Raw genomic sequence first — 17,379 nt, 5'->3', positions numbered from 1 at the left:
CGATGTCCTTTCCCCTGCTGACAGCGACGGCGGCGCTCCCGGCCGTCGGCGCGATCGCCACGGCCGCGGTACCGGCCGCCCGGCGCACCGCCGCCAAGTGGCTCGCGCTGCTGGTCTCGCTCGCCACCCTCGTCCTCGCCGCCGTCGTCCTGGTGCGTTTCGACCCGGACGGTGACCGCTACCAGCTCACCGAATCCCACGCCTGGATCAAGGACTTCGGGGTCCGCTACGAGCTCGGCGTGGACGGCATCGGGGTGGCGCTGCTCGCGCTGACCGCGCTGCTGATCCCGTTCATCATCCTCGCGGGCTGGCACGACGCCGACCCGCTGGAGACCGGCAACAAGCGCTGGCGGCCCACTCAGGGCTTCTTCGCTCTGATCCTGGCCGTCGAGGCGATGGTGATCCTCTCCTTCGAGGCCACCGACGTCTTCCTCTTTTACATCTTCTTCGAAGCCATGCTGATCCCGATGTACTTCCTCATCGGCGGCTTCGGGGACCGTGCCCACGCCGGCTCCGACGAGAACGCGGCGACCCAACGGTCGTACGCGGCCGTGAAGTTCCTGCTCTACAACCTGGTCGGCGGCCTGATCATGCTGGCCGCCGTGATCGGTCTGTACGTCGTCGCCGGGAGCTTCTCGCTCCAGGAGATCGCCGAGGCACGGGCCAACGGATCGCTCGACATGGCGACCAACACCGAACGCTGGCTGTTCCTGGGCTTCTTCTTCGCGTTCGCGGTGAAGGCACCCCTGTGGCCGCTGCACACCTGGCTGCCCAACGCGATGGGGGAGGCCACCGCCCCGGTCGCCGTCCTCATCACCGCGGTCGTCGACAAGGTGGGCACCTTCGCGATGCTCCGCTTCTGCCTCCAGCTGTTCCCGGAGGCGTCGAAGTGGGCCACGCCCGTCATCCTGGTACTGGCGCTGATCAGCATCATCTACGGGGCGCTGCTCGCCGTCGGCCAGCGGGACATCAAGCGGCTGGTGGCGTACGCGTCGATCTCGCACTTCGGCTTCATCATCCTGGGCATCTTCGCGATGACCAGCCAGGGCCAGTCCGGGGCGACGCTCTACATGGTCAACCACGGGATCTCGACAGCCGCCCTGATGCTGGTGGCCGGCTTCCTGATCTCCCGTCGCGGCTCGCGGCTCATCGCCGACTACGGCGGAGTGCAGAAGGTCGCCCCGGTGCTCGCCGGCACCTTCCTGATCGGCGGCCTGGCGACCCTGTCGCTCCCCGGGCTCGCGCCCTTCGTGAGCGAGTTCCTGGTCCTGGTGGGCACGTTCGCGCGCTACCCGGTGATCGGAATCATCGCCACCTTCGGCATCGTGCTCGCCGCGCTCTACGTCCTGGTGCTCTACCAGAGGACGATGACGGGCCCGGTGAAACCCGAGGTGGCGGCGATGCCGGATCTCCGGGTGCGGGAACTCGTGGTCGTCGCCCCGCTGGTCGTACTGCTGATCTTCCTGGGCGTCTACCCGAAGCCGGTCACCGACATCGTCGACCCGGCGGTCAAGCAGACCATGTCCGATGTACATCAGAAGGACCCCCAGCCCGAGGTGGAGGCGGCCAAGTGAGCGCAACAGCCGTCCACAGCCTGTGGACAACCGCGGCCGATCCGATCTCGAAGATCGACGCACCGAAGTTCGAGTACGGACAACTCTCGCCCATCCTGATCATCGTCGGAGCGGCGCTCCTCGGGGTGCTGGTCGAGGCGTTCGTCCCCCGCAGGTCCCGTTACTACGCCCAACTGTTCGTGTCCGTGGTCGCGCTGGCCGCCGCCTTCGCCGCGGTCGTCGCGCTCGCCTCCGACGGGTACGCGACGACGAAGGCCGGCATCGTGGCGATGGGCGCGATCGCCGTGGACGGCCCGGCCCTGTTCCTGCAGGGCACCATCCTGCTGGCCGGCGTGGTCGGCCTGTTCACCTTCGCCGAGCGGCGGCTCGACCCCGAGACGCACGGAAACCGCGTCGACTCCTTCGCCGCGCAGGCGGCCTCGGTGCCCGGCAGCGACGGCGAGAAGGCCGCGGTGAAGGCCGGGTTCACCACCACCGAGGTGTTCCCGCTGCTGCTGTTCGCGATCGCCGGCATGCTGATCTTCCCGGCCGCCAACGACCTGCTGACACTGTTCGTGGCCCTGGAGGTCTTCTCCCTCCCGCTGTACCTGCTGTGCGCGCTGGCCCGCCGCAAGCGGCTGATGTCGCAGGAGGCCGCGGTCAAGTACTTCCTGCTCGGCGCGTTCGCCTCCGCGTTCACCCTCTTCGGCATCGCACTGCTGTACGGCTACGCGGGTTCGATGTCGTACGGGAGGATCGCGCAGGTCGTCGACGGCACCGTCACGAACGTCAACCCGGCGCTCGCGGACACCATGGGCAATGACGCGTTGCTGCTCATCGGTGCGGCCATGCTGGTGATGGGCCTGCTCTTCAAGGTCGGCGCGGTCCCGTTCCACATGTGGACGCCTGACGTCTACCAGGGCGCGCCGACTCCGGTGACCGGCTTCATGGCGGCGGCCACCAAGGTGGCGGCCTTCGGCGCGCTGCTGAGGCTCCTGTACGTGGTGCTGCCGGGGCTGCGCTGGGACTGGCGGCCGGTCATGTGGGGCGTCGCCGTCGTCACCATGCTGGGCGGTGCGATCGTCGCGATCACGCAGACCGACATCAAGCGGTTGCTGGCGTACTCGTCCATCGCGCACGCGGGCTTCATCCTCGCGGGTGTCATCGCGACCACGCCCGACGGTGTGTCCTCGGTCCTCTTCTATCTGGCCGCGTACTCGTTCGTCACCATCGGGGCGTTCGCGGTGGTCACGCTCGTCCGGGATGCCGGCGGTGAGGCGACCCACCTGTCCAAGTGGGCCGGGCTCGGCCGGCGTTCACCGCTGGTGGCTGCGGTGTTCGCGGTCTTCCTGCTGGCCTTCGCGGGCATTCCGCTGACCTCCGGGTTCGCCGGTAAGTTCGCCGTGTTCAAGGCGGCGGCAGAGGGCGGCGCGGCCCCGCTGGTCGTGGTGGGTGTGATCTCGTCCGCGATCGCTGCCTTCTTCTACATCCGCGTCATCGTGCTGATGTTCTTCAGTGAGCCGCGGCCCGAGGGCCCGACCGTGGCGGTGCCGTCCCCGTTGACGACGACCGCGATCGGGGTGGGTGTGGCGGTGACGCTGGTGCTCGGTGTCGCGCCGCAGTACTTCCTGGACCTGGCGAACCAGGCGGGAGTGTTCGTGCGCTGAGGTGGCACGGTTCGTACGCAGTGGCCCGGCTCTCCGTTCCTGCGGAGCCGGGCCACTGCGGTGCGGTGCCGTAAGGGGACTACCGGTCCTGCCCGTGGCGCGTCTTGATCTTGGTGAGGTCGAGGTCCACAGAGAAGGGGGCATCCACCTTCATCCGCTCCCGGAAGATGCCGACGCTGGTGTAGGCGCCCGTCGTGGGCTCCAGTTCGAATGCGTGCACCGCGGCGCGGCCGTTCTCGTTCTCGACCCGCCAGTAGTGGGGGATCTTCGCTCGCGCGTACTTCAACGGCTTGGTCTCGCGGTCCCGGGAAACGGAGTCCGCGGAGACGACCTCGATCGCGAGCAACACGGCTTCGGCCGGGAACCGGGTCTGCTCCGGATCCTCCACCGCATCCCCGCGGACCACGACCACGTCCGGCTCGGGGCGGTTCTGCCGGTCGATGTCGATGGTGAACTCTCGGAAGACCTCGAAGTCCGCTGGGGCCAGGGACTGCAGCTGCCATTTGAAGAAATCAACAGCACGCTCGTGAAAGGCAGTCTGCGGACTCACGAAGACCAGGCTCCCGTCGATCAGTTCCGTGTGGGGAGGAAGATCCGAAAGCCGGTCCAGGTCATCGGCGGTCCAGCCGCCCTCCGGCGGAATCGGCCAGCTGGGCGTGGACGCCTTCGGTGCGACGCTCATCAGTGCTCCCATGGGACGAAGTCTCGCCGGTGCAATCAGACTATCCGCCGGAAACGGGCAGGTCTCCCGCGAACGTGTGAACGATCATCGTGTCCTTGACGGGAGGCGTGGCGGGACCTGTGGATAACTCCGGCGGTGTCAGTCCGGACGCCTATCGTGGACGCAGTGGTCGAGGGACGACGTACGGGGGACATGGCTATGGGCGGGACGGGCGGGATCATCGAGATGCCAGGGATCACCGAGACCTCGGCGACGCAGAGCGAGGCACTGGCCACGCTGCACCGGGTCTTCGGGTACGAGGCCTTCCGCGGCGCGCAGGGCGAGGTCATCGAGCATGTGGTGGCCGGCGGGGACGCTGTCGTCCTGATGCCGACCGGCGGCGGAAAGTCCCTGTGCTACCAGATTCCGTCCCTGGTCAGGCCGGGTACGGGCATTGTGGTCTCACCGCTCATCGCGCTGATGCAGGACCAGGTCGACGCGCTGCGGGCCCTGGGCGTGCGCGCCGGGTTCATGAACTCCACGCAGGACTTCGAAGAGCGGCGAGTCGTCGAGGCCGAGTATCTGGCGGGCGAGCTGGACCTGCTGTACCTGGCGCCGGAGCGGCTGCGGCTGGACTCCACCCTGGACCTGCTCTCGCGCGGCAAGATCGCTCTCTTCGCGATCGACGAGGCGCACTGCGTGTCCCAGTGGGGCCACGACTTCCGTCCCGACTACCTGTCCCTGTCCCTGCTCGGCGAGCGCTGGCCGGACGTCCCGCGCATCGCGTTGACGGCGACGGCCACGCACGCGACGCACCAGGAGATCACCCAGCGGCTGAACATGCCGCGGGCCCGCCACTTCGTGGCGAGCTTCGACCGGCCCAACATCCAGTACCGGATCGTGCCGAAGGCCGACCCCAAGAAGCAGCTGCTGGGCCTTCTGCGGGAGGAGCACGCCGGTGACGCGGGCATCGTGTACTGCCTCTCACGCAAGTCGGTGGAGGCGACCGCCGAGTTCCTGTCCCGCAACGGCATCGAGGCGGTGCCGTACCACGCGGGCCTCGACGCGGGTACCCGCGCGGCCCATCAGTCCCGCTTTCTGCGGGAGGACGGGCTGGTCGTGGTCGCCACCATCGCCTTCGGCATGGGCATCGACAAGCCGGACGTCCGCTTCGTGGCCCATCTCGACCTGCCCAAGTCGGTCGAGGGCTACTACCAGGAGACGGGCCGTGCCGGCCGTGACGGTCTGCCGTCCACGGCATGGATGGCGTACGGCCTCAACGACGTCATACAGCAGCGCAAGCTGATCCAGTCCGGTGAGGGCGACGAGGCGTTCCGGCGCCGGGCCGCGGATCACCTGGACTCGATGCTCGCGCTGTGCGAGACGGCCCAGTGCCGACGCGGCCAGCTTCTCGCCTACTTCGGCCAGGACCCCGACACGGCAGGCTGCGGCAACTGCGACACCTGTCTCGTGAAGCCGGAGACGTGGGACGGCACGGTCGCCGCGCAGAAGGTGCTGTCGACGGTGGTGCGGCTCCAGCGGGAGCGGGGCCAGAAGTTCGGCGCGGTGCAGATCGTCGACATCCTCCAGGGCAAGCGCACGGCCAAGGTGATCCAGTTCGACCACGACCAGCTGTCCGTGTTCGGTATCGGCGAAGACCTCTCCGACGGCGAATGGCGAGGTGTCGTACGGCAGTTGCTGGCGCAGGGGCTTCTCGCGGTGGAGGGGGAGTACGGCACGCTGGTGCTGACCGAGGCGAGCGGGTCGGTGCTGCGGCGGGAGCGGGAGGTGCCGCTGCGCAAGGAGCCGAAGAAGGCGGTGCCCTCTCGGTCCTCGGGGTCCGGCTCGTCGGGATCCGGGCGCGGCGAGCGCAAGGCCAAGGCCGCGGCGGCCGAACTGCCCGAGTCCCTCCAGCCGGCCTTCGAGGCGCTGCGTGCCTGGCGGGCCGAGCAGGCGCGGGAACAGGGCGTTCCGGCGTACGTCATCTTCCACGACGCGACACTGCGGGAGATCGCGACGGTGTGGCCCACCTCGGTGCAGCAGCTCGGTGGGATCAGCGGCGTCGGCGAGAAGAAGCTGGTGACCTATGGGGAGGGCGTGGTCGGGGTGCTCGCCGGACTGGGCGGCCCTCCCGGGGCCGTGGCACCGAACCCGACGGATGGCAGCGGGGGCCCCGCGTCGAGCCCGGCGCGGGACATCGACCCGGGACCGGGTTCGGGGTCAGGGCCGGGGTCGGGGCCTGTTTCCGGATCGGGCTTCGACGACTGGCCGGAGATGGACGGGGAGCCCGAACCGGAGGACTGGATATAGAGGGCTGGATGTAAAGGGCTGGATGTAGGGGTCGGGCGCCAGGGCCCTACAGGGCTCGGGTGGCGTACGCCCTGACGTCCGCGTCCGTGTCCGTGGTGGCCGTGGACAGGGCCGCGCGGGCAGCCTCGGTGTCGGAGAGGCGGGTCAGCGCCAGGACCGCGGCCTTGCGGACGTCGGCGTTCGGGTCGGCCAGAGCCTTGGCCAGCGCGGGGACGGCCGTGTCGGGGTCCGCCGCGGACAGGGCGGTGGCGGCGCCCGACCGTACCTGCCAGGCGGGGTCGGCCAGAGCGGCCGTGGCCCGGGTGGCGAGCGGTGCGGGGCAGCCGGTGGTGCCCAGCGCTCCGTAGGCGGCACCGCGCACCAGGGCGTCGGGGTCGTCGAGCAGGGCGGCGAGGGCGGTGTGGACGGGGTCGGGGTCGAGGGCCGGGCGTCCCGCGAACACCGTCGCCAGTGCCTTGGCGATCGTGACGCGGACCTCGCGTGACGGGTCGACCGTGGCGGCGCGGGCGAGTTCCTCGGCGGCGTCGACCGACACCAGCGCACGCACGGCCTCGATGCGGACGGCGGTGTCGGAATCCGAGAGGGAGCCGGCGAAGAGAGCGGCGTCACCGAGACGCAGGGCGCGCAGTACGTCCAGGGCCGCGGCACGGACGACCGGATCGGACTCGGCCAGCGCCGCGCCGAGACCGTCGCGCAGGGCTGGTTCGGGCGGGAGTGTCTCGACGAGCTCGCGCAACGAGGCGGCGGCAGTGGCGCGGACCTCGGCGGCGGGGTCGCGGAGCGCCTCGGCGAGGGCGGGCCCCGTCCCGGTCGGCAGCGCCTCGGTCAGGACGGCGACGGATTCGCGACGGACGGAGGATGAAGGGTCGGTCAAGTACGGCCGGAGAGCATCGAGTTCGGGCTGCTCCTCGGCTAGAGCGACGAGTTCGAGGAGACGGGTCGAGGACTGCTCGGGGACGGGGCGGGCGTGAGCGCTCTCCCGGTCGCCGCCCGTCTCCGGCTGTGCCGCCCCGGTCTGGGTGGCCACCGGAGCGAGGTCCCGCGCCCCGGCCGTCGCCACCTGTTCGGCGTGCACCTCACCGAGGTGCCGGGACGCACCGCCGGTCGGGGTGAACTCCTCGATCGGGACCAGATAGGGAGCCACGGGACGAGCCGTGAACTCCATCGCACCAGAGGGGGACTTGTGCAGATCGAGGTGGTGGAACCAGGACGCGTCGTCGCGCCGCGGGTGGTCGAGACGATCGTGGTAGAGGCCCCAGCGGGACTCCGTGCGGGCCAGGGAGGCACGGGCGGCCATCTCCGCGCAGTCACGGATGAAGCTGACCTCCGCGCAACGCATCAGCTCGTGCGGCGTGTGGGCACCCATCTCCGCGATGTCGGCCCGCATCCGCTCGAACGCCTCCAGGGCCAGGGACAGCCGGGCGCCCGACTTCGGCGGGGCCACGTAGTCGTTCACGAAGCGGCGCAGCTTGTACTCGACCTGGGCCTGCGGAGGGCCGTCCGGGTTGTGCAGCGGGCGGTAGATCAGCTCGTGCGCGTCCCGCAGTTGGCCCGCCGGCAACTCGCCCTCGTACGGCCGGTACTGGGCCGCGTCCGCGCCCGCCAGGTCACCGAAGACGAACGCGCCGATCATGTAGTTGTGCGGGACGCAGGCCAGGTCGCCGGCGGCGTAGAGACGGGGGACGGTCGTGCGGGCGTGGTCGTCGACGCGGACACCGGAGGCCGAATGGCCGCCGCACAGGCCGATCTCGGAGATGTGCATCTCGATGTCGTGGGTGCGGTAGTCATGACCGCGTCCGGAGTGGAAGGTGCCACGGGTCGGACGCTCGGTGGAGTGCAGGATCGACTCCAGGGCCGAGACCGACTCCTCCGGGAGGTGGCTGAGCTTCAGGTACACGGGGCCCCGGTCGGAGGCGACCTCCGCCGCGAACTCCGCCATCATCTGGCCCGACCAGTAGTCGGAGTCGACGAAGCGTTCGCCGTGCCGGTTGACCTGGTACCCGCCGAACGGGTTGGCGACGTAGGCGCAGGCCGGACCGTTGTAGTCCTTGATCAGCGGGTTGATCTGGAAGCACTCGATGCCGGTGAGCTCGGCGCCCGCGTGGTAGGCCATGGCGTAGCCGTCGCCCGCGTTGGTGGGGTTCTCGTACGTGCCGTACAGGTAGCCGGACGCCGGCAGACCGAGGCGGCCGCAGGCGCCGGTGGCGAGGATCACCGCGCCCGCGCGGACGGTGACGAACTGTCCCGTACGGGTGTTGAAGCCCGCCGCCCCCACGGCCCGCCCGTCCGCGGGCGAGGTCAGCACGCGCACTGGCATCACCCGGTTCTCGATGCGGATCCGCTCCCGCATCTCGCGCCGCCGCAACTGCCGGTACAGCACCTTCTTGACGTCCTTGCCCTCCGGCATCGGCAGCACATAGGAGCCGGAGCGGTGGACCTGGCGGACCGCGTAGTCGCCGTGCTCGTCCTTCTCGAACTTCACGCCGTACGACTCCAGGCGCTGCACCATGGCGAAGCCGCGGGTCGCGGTCTGACGGACGGTGGACTGGTCGACGATGCCGTCGTTGGCGCGGGTGATCTCGGCGACGTAGTCGTCGGGCTCGGCGCGACCTGGGATGACCGCGTTGTTGACGCCGTCCATGCCCATGGCGAGGGCGCCGGAGTGACGGACGTGGGCCTTCTCCAGGAGCAGGACGTTCGCACCGTGCTCGGCGGCGGTCAGGGCGGCCATGGTGCCGGCGGTGCCGCCTCCGATGACGAGGACGTCGCAGGTCAGCTCCTCGGCGTCGGTGAGCGCGGGGATCGCCGGGAGACTGTCCGTGGCGCCGGCCGTGGGGGTGTCCGGGATGGTGTCCACCAGGGTGCCTTTCACGTACTGAGGAGTCAGCTGCTGAGGGAGGTGAGGACGTCACGCCGCAGTGCCACGCGCGCCGGGTCGGCGTGCGCCGAGCGGTCGCGGGGGCTCGGGACGTCCCGGACCGCGATCAGGCCGCCCGCGCCGAGCAGGGCCACCCGGTCGCCGAGGAACAGGGCCTCGTCGACGTCGTGGGTGACGAACACGACGGTCGCGCCCGTGCCGCTCAGCACCTCCACCAGCAGGTCCTGCATGCCGGAGCGGGTCTGGGCGTCGAGGGCACCGAACGGCTCGTCCATCAGGACGGCACGGGGCCGGGCGGCGAGGGCGCGGGCCAGTTGGGCGCGCTGGCGCTGGCCGCCGGAGACCCGGTGCGGCAACTGCCGGGCCCGGTCGGCGAGTCCTACCCGGTCGAGCCAGGCGTCGGCCTGTTCCCTGCGCTGCCCGCGCGGCAACCCCTGGATGGCGAGCGGGAGTTCGACGTTGGCGCGCAGGGTGCGCCAGGGCAGCAGGGCGTCCTCCTGGAAGACCAGGGCGCGGTCGGCGCCGGGCCCGGTCAGCGGACTGCCGTCCTGGGTGACCGTGCCGGCGAGTGGGGGCAGCAGGCCCGCGAAGGTGCGCAGCAGCGTCGACTTGCCGCAGCCCGAGGGGCCGACCACGGAGAGGATCTCGCCGGGCGCCACGTCGAGGTCCACCTCGTCCAGCGCGATCGCGCCAGGGCGGCCGAGCGTGGCGCCACGCAGGGTGAGCCCGGCACCGGTCCGTGCCTGCCTCGCGGGGCGGACCTCAGACGAGCTGGTCATGGGGCACCTCCTCCTCGGTCCTGGGTTGCGCCACCACGGGGGTGGGGGCGGCGGCGCGGGTTCGGGGGACACGCGTGCCCGGGGCGTAGGACGTGCGCGGAAGCCAGTGGGTCAGGCGCCGGCCGAGCATTTCGACGGCCGTGGAGGTGAGCCAGCCGAGGACGCCGATGGTGACCATGCCGACGAAGACGCCCGGGTAGTCGACGACGGTGTAGTCCTGCCAGGTGCGGTAGCCGACGCCGTACTGGCCGGAGATCATCTCGGCGGAGATCACGCAGATCCACGAGACGCCGATGCCGACCGACAGACCGCCGAAGATCCCGGGCAGCGCGCCGGGCAGCACCACCGAGGCGAGGATCCGCCACCGGCCGCCGCCCATCGTGAGTACCGCCTCCTCCCACACCGGGGTCAGCGCGCGGACCGCGTGCCGGGTGGAGACCAGGACCGGGAAGAAGGCGGCGGCGCAGGTGATGAAGACGATGCCCTGTTCGTTGGAGGGGAACAGGAGGATCGCGACCGGGACGAGGGCGATGGCGGGCACCGGCCGGATCACTTCGAGCACCGGTCCGAGCAGGTCCTCCGCGAGCCGCGACCGCGCCACGAGCACGCCCGTGGCCACGCCCAGGACGGCCGCGAGGAGGAAGCCGGTGAGGATGCGGGTGAGGCTGTCGGTGAGGTCCGTCCAGTAGTCGGGGCCGGACAGCCGGTCGGTGAAGGCGTGGGCCACGTCGGTGACCGTGGGGAACTGCGAGAAGCGCAGCCACAGATTGACGTCCAGGCTGGTCAGCAGCTGCCAGGTGCCGAGGGCGACCGCCAGCGAGGCGATGCGCAGTGCGTAGCGGCCGACCCGCCGCGGATACCGGTGCGCGAACCGGCCCGCCCGCCTCGGGTGCGGTGGCGCGGCAGGGTCCGGCTGCCGCGCGTCCCGGGTCACGAGGCCCGCCCCAGCGCGTCGGCGTACGTGATGACGCGGGCGCCGCCGTGCCCGGCGACGTACGACTGCGCGGTCGCCGGGGCGACGAAGGGGAGGAGCTGGTCACCGTCGGCCACCCAGACCGCCTTGTCGGCGAACCAGAGGGTGCCGGTGGTCGCGTCGGGGACGTAGGAGGCGCGGATGTCGGACTTGTGCGCGGCGACATAACGCAGCAGCTCGGCAGGAGTCTTGAAGCTGCGGGTCGTCTCGGCGCCCTTGGGCCAGACCTCGCTCGCGGCGGGAGCGGGCGCGGCGGAGAGCCGCTTCGTGTAGTCCGCGCCGAGGGCCTTCTTGACGTACTTGTCGTCGACGAAGGCGTCCACGTCCACGTCGCCGGTCAGCTTCGCCGACTTCAGCACCGACACGTCGTCCTTCAGCGCGGAGACCAGCTGGGGCTTGATCGCCGGGTCGAAGGTGGAGATGCCGTGGTCGCCGTTGTAGAGGTAGACGACCTCGGCGGGCAGGGTGGTGGCCTTGGCGACCTTCTCGGCGGCCGTCACGGGGTGTTCGTCGAGGTAGTCGGTCGCCTCCGCCTGGGCCTTCAGGAAGGCCTCCAGGACGGCGGGCCGCTCCTTGGCGAAGTCTTCGCGGGCGGTGACGCCGTGGAAGGTGGGGAGGTTCAGCTGGGCGCCGTCGTACAGGGCCTTCGCCTTGCCCTGGAAGGTGAGAAGGCCGGGCCAGGCGACGAACTGCGAGAGCGCGTCCGTGCTGCCGGCGGTGAGGGCCGAAGCGCCCACCGCGGGCTGCTGGTTGAGCTTCTCGATGTCCTTGTCCGGGTCGAGGCCGGCGCGTTGCAGGGCGCGCACGAGGGTGCCGTCGGCGGCTGAGCCGATGCTGGTCGACACCTTCTTGCCGCGGAGGTCGGTGAGGGATTTCAGCTTGGAGCCGGGGGAGGTGACGATCGTGTTGAGACCGCCGCGGAGGTTGTAGCCGGTGACCGAGACCAGCCGGGTGGGCTTGCCGAGCTGCTTGCCGCGGGCCGCGTTGATGAGGAGCGGGAAGTCGCCCATCGAGCCGATGTCGATCTTCCCGGCGGTCATCTGGGCGGTGATGGGGGCGCCGGTGGCGTAGTCCTGCCAGTCGACCTTGTAGGTGTGGCCGTCGTGGAGGGCGTTGAGTTGCTTCTCGAAGTAGCCGAGGGAGCGCAGGAGGGTGCCGGCGGTGACCGTGTTGATCGTCTTGGACTGGTAGCCGACGGTGACGGTGACCGTGGAGCTGTCACCGGCCGACGCGTCACCGCCGCAGGCGCTGAGGGGGAGGAGCAGGGCGACGGCCGCCGCGGCGACTGCTGTGCGTTGGTGTTTCATGGAAGATCTGGGGCCTCTCACCGGAGCAGATAGGGCATGTTGACCGTGACGGCTCCAGTGGGACAGCGGGCCGCGCAGGGGCCGCAGTACCAGCACTCGTCGACGTGCATGTAGGCCTTCCCGTTGCGCTCGTCGATGGCGAGGGAGTCCAGCGGGCACATGTCCACGCAGAGCGTGCAGCCGTCGATGCACTTCGACTCGTCGATGGTCACGGGCACGTCGGCCCGCTGGGGCGCCAAGGGCATGGCTGTCTCCAGGGAGTACGCAAGCGGGGGTGGTGATTACGGGTTACACGGATTACCGGTTACATGGGTGCGGCGACGAGCGCGTGGTCATAACGACCGGTGCAGCAGGCCGCTCATCGTGATGCGGTCCCCGCGGAAGCGGATGAACTCGAGGTCGACCGGGCGGCCGTCGGCGAGGTGCGTGAGGCGTTCCAGCATCAGGACGGCCGCGCCGCGCGGGGCTTCCAGTACGGCGGCGGAGTGGGTGTCCGCGTTCACCGCCTCCAGGGTGATCTCGGCGTGGCCGAGACGCTGACCGGTGATGGCTTCCAGGAGGCGGAAGACGTCGGTGTTCTCCAGGTCCGCGCCGAGCAGGGCGGTGCCGATGTCGAGCGGGATGTAGGTGAGGTCGAGGGAGAGAGGGAGGCCGTTGAGGCGGCGCAGGCGTTCGATGTAGAGGACGTCCGTGCCGGGTGGGACTTGGAGGCGGTCGGCGACGGGCGCGGGGGCCGGGGCGGGGCCCATCGTGCGCACCTCGTTGGTGACGCGGCCGTGTTCGTGGAGGGTTTCCGCGAGGCCCATCAGATGGTCGAGGCCGTGCGGGTACTTCTGGCCGACGACCACGGTGCCGACGCCCGGGAGGCGCTCGACCAGGCCTTCCGCGCGGAGCAGGTCCAGGGCTTGGCGGACCGTGTTGCGGGAGGCGCGGTAGTCGGTGGCCAAGGTGGACTCGTGGGGGAGGGTGCCCTCTGGGAATCCGGCCGTGAGGATCTGGTGGCGCAGCAGGTCGGCCAGTTGGCGTGCCTGGTCCGCGCGCAGCCGACGGCGTGCGCGGTGGGCGGCGACGGTGGTCGCGCCCTGGCCGGCGTGCTCTCGGACGCGGTCGGAGGTTGGCATGTTTTGAACCATACCGAGCCGGTAGGAAAAGCTGTGTTGCGGGAGTGTTGCGCCACCCAGCGCTCCACCGGTGCGGCCACTGACCTGGGGGGTCTGGCGCTGCGCGGGAAGATCTGCCACCGGGCGGGAAGATCTGCCACCGGGCGGTCGCGACGCGGATCGGGGGCGGTGCCGCGGGGGAGGCCTACGACAGTGCCGTCAGGCCCGGGGCGAAGGTGATCAGAAGGGGGAGCAGGGGCACCAGGGCCGCCACCGTCGTCGTCAGCAGTCGGTGTCTGGGGCCCAGGCGGGGCTGGGGTTCCAGGAGGCGGTCCACCCGCTCGCCGAGGAGGCGGTGGGTGGAGGCGCAGGAGAGGACACCGCGGTGTTGGTTGAGCTCGATCAGGGCCAATGCCGTCGTGAGGTGGCCGCAGCGGCGCGAGGCGGTGTCGTCGGCGGCGAGCTCGACCAGGCGGTGGGTCTGGTCGCAGAAGTGGGAGAACAGCGGGACCTGGGGAAAGCCGGTGGCCAGCGCGGTGGAGAGGTGGAGCAGCCAGTTGTGGCGGGCCCGGGCGTGGCCGCGTTCGTGGGTGAGGACGGCGTCGAGCTGGTGGTCGGTGAGCCGGTGCAGAGCGCCGGTCGTGACGATCAGCTGGGGCGGGTGGCCCGGCATCCACCAGGCGTCCGGATACTCGTCCTCCAGGACCAGCAGCGGGCCGCGTGCCTCGGGCAGCCCCGCCGGCAGGTCGGGCGCGCGCTCCCGCAGGTGGGCGTGGGCCTTGCCGCGTCGACGGCGGGCCTCGACGAGCTCCCGGGTCAGCATCGCGGTCGTCCAGGCCGCCCCGCAGGCCAGCAGCAGGGTGAGGGCGACGGCCCACTCCGGGGCCGCGGAGAGGTCGTAGGCCGCGGTCACGGCGGGCGGTGCCGGGGCGAAGACGTGGTCGCGGACCGTCTGGAAGACCGCGGCGGCACCGAGGACCAGGGCGGTCAGACAGCACAGCAGGACCGTGGCGACCAGGCACTGCCACACCCACAGACCGACCACCGGGTCCCGCTCGGGCCACGCGGCCCGGGTCAGCGCGCGCGGGGCCGGCACGGCGGCCGTCAGGGCGACGGCGCTCAGCAGGAGCAGGCAGAAGGTCATGCCACGGGCTCCGGATCCTGGTCGGAAGAGAGGCGGCTACGGGTCGGGCGGTGGGGCTGCGTGGGACTGTGCGGGCGGCGGGTGCGGTGTCTCGAACCGTGCGTGGCGCCCGCCGCCAGTATGACCGTGGGAGGCGCCGGAGTCAGGCGGTAACGAGGACACCGATGTCAGAGGCGTAGTGCCCAGTGCGGCGAGCTGGGCGCGGTCCTGTTCGTACGGCGGGCCGGACCGGCTGTGTCGACACGCACCGCCGGCCCGCTCACCGGCGCCCCGCCCGGCCTCACCGGCGCCCCGTCCGGCCTCCGCGACGCCCTCAAGCGCCCGGTACGACCCTCCCGCTGACCTCGCCCAACCCCACCCGCACCCCGTCCGGCCCGGGCGCCCACGCCGACAGGGTCACCACGTCGCCGTCCTCCAGGAACGTCCGCTTGCCGTCGGGGAGTTCGAGTGCGTCGCGGCCGTTCCAGGTCAGCTCCAGCAGGGAACCCCGTTCGCGCTCGGAAGGTCCGCTCACCGTTCCCGAGCCGTACAGGTCGCCGGTCCGCAGCCAGGCGCCGTTGACCGTCATGTGGGCCAGCTGCTGGGCGGCGGTCCAGTACATGGTGGAGAAGGGGGGCTCCGAAACGACGTGGCCGTTGAGGGAGACCGAGATGCGCAGGTCGTAGCCGCCGGGCTCGTCCTCGGAGTCGTCCAGGTACGGCAGCGGGGTGTGGGTGCGCTCCGGCGGTGTCACCCGCGCCTCCTCCAGGGCGTCCAGCGGAGTGACCCACGCGGACACAGAGGTGGCGAAGGACTTGCCGAGGAACGGGCCGAGGGGGACGTACTCCCATGCCTGGATGTCCCGCGCCGACCAGTCGTTGAGCAGGCACAGCCCGAAGACGTGCTCGCGGAAGTCGGTCAACGCCACCGGCCTGCCCGGCTCCGAGGGCGCCCCGACCACGAAGCCGACCTCGGCCTCGATGTCCAGTCGGACGGACGGCCCGAAGACGGGCGCGGGGTCGGTTGGGGCCTTGCGCTGGCCCGACGGTCGTACGACGTCCGTGCCGGAGACCACCACCGTGCCGGCGCGGCCGTGGTAACCGATCGGCAGGTGCTTCCAGTTGGGGGTCAGGGAGTCGGCGGCGTCCGGGCGGAAGATCTGTCCGACGTTGCGGGCGTGGTTCTCCGAGGCGTAGAAGTCGACGTAGTCCGCGACCTCGAAGGGGAGATGCAGGGTGACGTCGGACAGCGGGCGGAAGAGGTGCGCGATGGCGTCCTGGTGGGACGGCACCGTCACCCATGCCGTCAGCGCGCGGCGCACGTCCGACCATGCCGTGCGGCCCGCGGCGAGGAGCGGACCCAGGGAGGGGCGGGCCAGCAGGGAGGCGTAGGGGGAGCCCAGAGTGGCCGCCGCGGCGCCCGCGTCGAGTACCTGGTCCCCCACTCGGACGCCAACGGTCCGGTCCGTCGAGCCGGGGAGCGAGAACACGCCGTACGGAAGGTTGTGCGGGCCGAAGGGGTCGCCCTCGGGGAGGTCGAAGGGGGGCATGGGTGCTGCCTCACTCTCGTGCAAACCGTGCGGTTCATGTGGTCGTGCCACACGTTACGGCTGAGTTGCCCGCCCTGGGCAGTGTCTAAAGAGTTTGCAATGTCCGAAATTTCCTTGTGGGAGGTGGCAATTCCGGCTTAGCGTCCTTTGGGGGACATGGACGGGGTGGGTCCGGTCCGTAGGGGGGACACGTGGGGGGACCCGTGGCCAGGAGCATGAGCAGTGTGCCGTTTTCGGCCGCCCGTGAAGTGCCGGGCCTGATCGTGAAGTTCGGCGACTACCCGCTGCACCACGGCGGTGTCGGCGCCATCCGGAGTCTGGGCCGCCTGGGCGTCCCGATGTACGCGATCACCGAGGACCGTTACACACCCGCGGCCGCGTCGCGCTACCTGGAGCGCGCGTTCGTGTGGCCGACGAGGGGGACGGAGGACCCGGGCCGTCTGGTGGAGGGGCTGCTGCGGATCGGGCGACGGATCGGCCGGCCCGCGGTGCTGATCCCCACCGACGAGGAGGCCGCCGTCCTCATCGCCGAACACCAGGGCGAACTCGCTGACCGCTTCCTCTTCCCGCGCGTCGATCCGGTGCTGCCGCGCCGCCTCGCCAGCAAACAGGGGCTGCACGAACTGTGCGTGGAACACGGGATTCCGAGCCCGTCGGCGGCCTTCCCGCGGTCGTACGACGATGTCGTCGACTTCGCGGAGAAGGCCCGCTTCCCGGTGGTGGCCAAGAACCGCGAGGCGTTCGTACGGCGGGAACGGCCAGCCGTGAACGGCACCACCCGCATCACCACCCCCGCAGGGCTTCTCCGCCTGGCACGGGACTGGGGCGAACGTCCCGGGGTGGTCCTCCAGGAGTACCTGCCGAGGGAGGAGGCGGAGGACTGGATAGTGCACGCGTACTTCGACCGGGACTCGGTCCCGCTGGCCCTGTTCACCGGGGTCAAGGTCCGTTCCTGGCCACCGCACGCGGGCATGACGGCGCGGGCGTACGTCGTCGACAATCCGGAACTCGCGGACCTCGCCGCGCGTTTCATCAAACAGCTCGGCTTCACCGGAATCATCGACCTCGACCTGCGCTTCGACCGGCGCGACGGGCAGTACAAACTCCTCGACTTCAACCCGCGCATGGGCGCCCAGTTCCGGCTCTTCGAGAGCGAGTCGGGGGTGGACGTGGTGCGTGCCATGCATCTGGACCTGACCGGGCGCACCGTTCCGGAGGGGGAACAGCGGGCCGGCCACCGGTACATCGTGGAGAACATCGACCTGCCCGCCCTGCTCGCCTACCGCCGCAGCGGCTACACGACGCCGCACGCACCGGCGCGGGCGAGCGGGACGGAGCTGGCCTGGCTCGCGGGTGACGACCCGCTGCCGTTCCTCACGATGCTCGCGCGCTTCGTGCGACCGGGCACGAAGCACCTGTATCAGCTGTGGCGCAGCAACCGCCTCGGCGACCTGACGAAGTGACGACCTGACGAAGTGA

General features: G+C 70.8%; 13 protein-coding genes. 4 read left to right on the top strand and 9 right to left on the bottom strand.

What is annotated here, in order from left to right:
- Positions 1–2 precede the first annotated feature (2 nt).
- Together ABZ027_RS09155 and nuoN are read left to right on the top strand one after the other, a co-directional pair.
- Positions 3–1,574, top strand: coding sequence for an NADH-quinone oxidoreductase subunit M (locus ABZ027_RS09155; protein ID WP_356765948.1), 1,572 nt, complete (start codon positions 3–5; stop codon positions 1,572–1,574).
- Complete coding sequence (gene nuoN / locus ABZ027_RS09150; protein ID WP_356765946.1) at positions 1,571–3,220, top strand: NADH-quinone oxidoreductase subunit NuoN; 1,650 nt, start codon at positions 1,571–1,573, stop codon at positions 3,218–3,220. Before ABZ027_RS09155 ends, nuoN begins: the two co-directional genes overlap by 4 nt.
- A 79-nt stretch (positions 3,221–3,299) precedes the next feature.
- On the opposite strand, the gene ABZ027_RS09145 is transcribed toward nuoN, so the two are convergent.
- The gene (locus tag ABZ027_RS09145) at positions 3,300–3,902 is read right to left on the bottom strand and encodes a Uma2 family endonuclease (RefSeq protein ID WP_356765944.1); all 603 of its coding nucleotides are present in this window, start codon (positions 3,900–3,902) and stop codon (positions 3,300–3,302) included.
- Between the two features lie 198 nt (positions 3,903–4,100).
- Here ABZ027_RS09145 and recQ point away from each other — a divergent pair, with 198 nt between their 5' ends.
- A complete protein-coding gene (gene recQ, locus ABZ027_RS09140; protein ID WP_356766148.1) occupies positions 4,101–6,191 on the top strand; it encodes a DNA helicase RecQ in 2,091 nt (696 codons plus the stop codon).
- 46 nt (positions 6,192–6,237) lie between these two features.
- On the opposite strand, the gene ABZ027_RS09135 is transcribed toward recQ, so the two are convergent.
- The 8 genes from ABZ027_RS09135 to fahA all read right to left on the bottom strand — a co-directional run bounded on the left by ABZ027_RS09135 (position 6,238) and on the right by fahA (position 15,900).
- The gene (locus ABZ027_RS09135; protein WP_356766146.1) at positions 6,238–9,048 is read right to left on the bottom strand and encodes a fumarate reductase/succinate dehydrogenase flavoprotein subunit; all 2,811 of its coding nucleotides are present in this window, start codon (positions 9,046–9,048) and stop codon (positions 6,238–6,240) included.
- A 26-nt stretch (positions 9,049–9,074) separates the two neighbouring features.
- On the bottom strand, positions 9,075–9,848 hold the full coding sequence (locus ABZ027_RS09130) for an ABC transporter ATP-binding protein (RefSeq protein ID WP_356765942.1): 774 nt from the start codon (positions 9,846–9,848) through the stop codon (positions 9,075–9,077).
- Entirely contained in the window at positions 9,832–10,680 is an 849-nt protein-coding gene (locus ABZ027_RS09125; RefSeq protein WP_356766144.1) for an ABC transporter permease, read from the bottom strand. Before ABZ027_RS09125 ends, ABZ027_RS09130 begins: the two co-directional genes overlap by 17 nt.
- Positions 10,681–10,778: 98 nt before the next feature.
- Positions 10,779–12,128 carry an ABC transporter substrate-binding protein gene (locus ABZ027_RS09120; protein WP_356765940.1) on the bottom strand — a complete coding sequence of 450 codons (1,350 nt, stop codon included), beginning with the start codon at positions 12,126–12,128 and terminating at the stop codon, positions 10,779–10,781.
- A 17-nt stretch (positions 12,129–12,145) separates the two neighbouring features.
- Positions 12,146–12,373: a ferredoxin family protein gene (locus ABZ027_RS09115; protein WP_003992261.1), complete on the bottom strand. Its 228-nt coding sequence runs from the start codon at positions 12,371–12,373 to the stop codon at positions 12,146–12,148.
- A gap of 87 nt (positions 12,374–12,460) precedes the next feature.
- On the bottom strand, positions 12,461–13,249 hold the full coding sequence (locus ABZ027_RS09110; protein WP_356765938.1) for a GntR family transcriptional regulator: 789 nt from the start codon (positions 13,247–13,249) through the stop codon (positions 12,461–12,463).
- A 184-nt stretch (positions 13,250–13,433) separates the two neighbouring features.
- Positions 13,434–14,372: a M56 family metallopeptidase gene (locus tag ABZ027_RS09105; protein WP_356765936.1), complete on the bottom strand. Its 939-nt coding sequence runs from the start codon at positions 14,370–14,372 to the stop codon at positions 13,434–13,436.
- Positions 14,373–14,685: 313 nt separating this feature from the next.
- Positions 14,686–15,900: a fumarylacetoacetase gene (gene fahA, locus ABZ027_RS09100; RefSeq protein ID WP_356765934.1), complete on the bottom strand. Its 1,215-nt coding sequence runs from the start codon at positions 15,898–15,900 to the stop codon at positions 14,686–14,688.
- Between the two features lie 224 nt (positions 15,901–16,124).
- Here fahA and ABZ027_RS09095 point away from each other — a divergent pair, with 224 nt between their 5' ends.
- Positions 16,125–17,363: an ATP-grasp domain-containing protein gene (locus ABZ027_RS09095; protein ID WP_356766142.1), complete on the top strand. Its 1,239-nt coding sequence runs from the start codon at positions 16,125–16,127 to the stop codon at positions 17,361–17,363.
- Positions 17,364–17,379 lie beyond the last annotated feature (16 nt).

Source organism: Streptomyces sp. NPDC006332, from assembly GCF_040612855.1.
In the GTDB taxonomy this organism is placed as follows: Bacteria; Actinomycetota; Actinomycetes; order Streptomycetales; family Streptomycetaceae; genus Streptomyces.
This window is presented reverse-complemented; position numbering and strand designations above follow the sequence as displayed.

Coding starts and splice junctions, on each gene's coding strand:
- ABZ027_RS09155 (WP_356765948.1), top strand. CDS start 3: ATGTCCTTTCCCCTGCTGACAGCGACGGCGGCGCTCCCGGCCGTCGGC.
- ABZ027_RS09145 (WP_356765944.1), bottom strand. CDS start 3,902: ATGAGCGTCGCACCGAAGGCGTCCACGCCCAGCTGGCCGATTCCGCCG.
- recQ (WP_356766148.1), top strand. CDS start 4,101: ATGGGCGGGACGGGCGGGATCATCGAGATGCCAGGGATCACCGAGACC.
- ABZ027_RS09130 (WP_356765942.1), bottom strand. CDS start 9,848: ATGACCAGCTCGTCTGAGGTCCGCCCCGCGAGGCAGGCACGGACCGGT.
- ABZ027_RS09120 (WP_356765940.1), bottom strand. CDS start 12,128: ATGAAACACCAACGCACAGCAGTCGCCGCGGCGGCCGTCGCCCTGCTC.
- ABZ027_RS09115 (WP_003992261.1), bottom strand. CDS start 12,373: ATGCCCTTGGCGCCCCAGCGGGCCGACGTGCCCGTGACCATCGACGAG.
- ABZ027_RS09110 (WP_356765938.1), bottom strand. CDS start 13,249: ATGCCAACCTCCGACCGCGTCCGAGAGCACGCCGGCCAGGGCGCGACC.
- ABZ027_RS09105 (WP_356765936.1), bottom strand. CDS start 14,372: ATGACCTTCTGCCTGCTCCTGCTGAGCGCCGTCGCCCTGACGGCCGCC.
- fahA (WP_356765934.1), bottom strand. CDS start 15,900: ATGCCCCCCTTCGACCTCCCCGAGGGCGACCCCTTCGGCCCGCACAAC.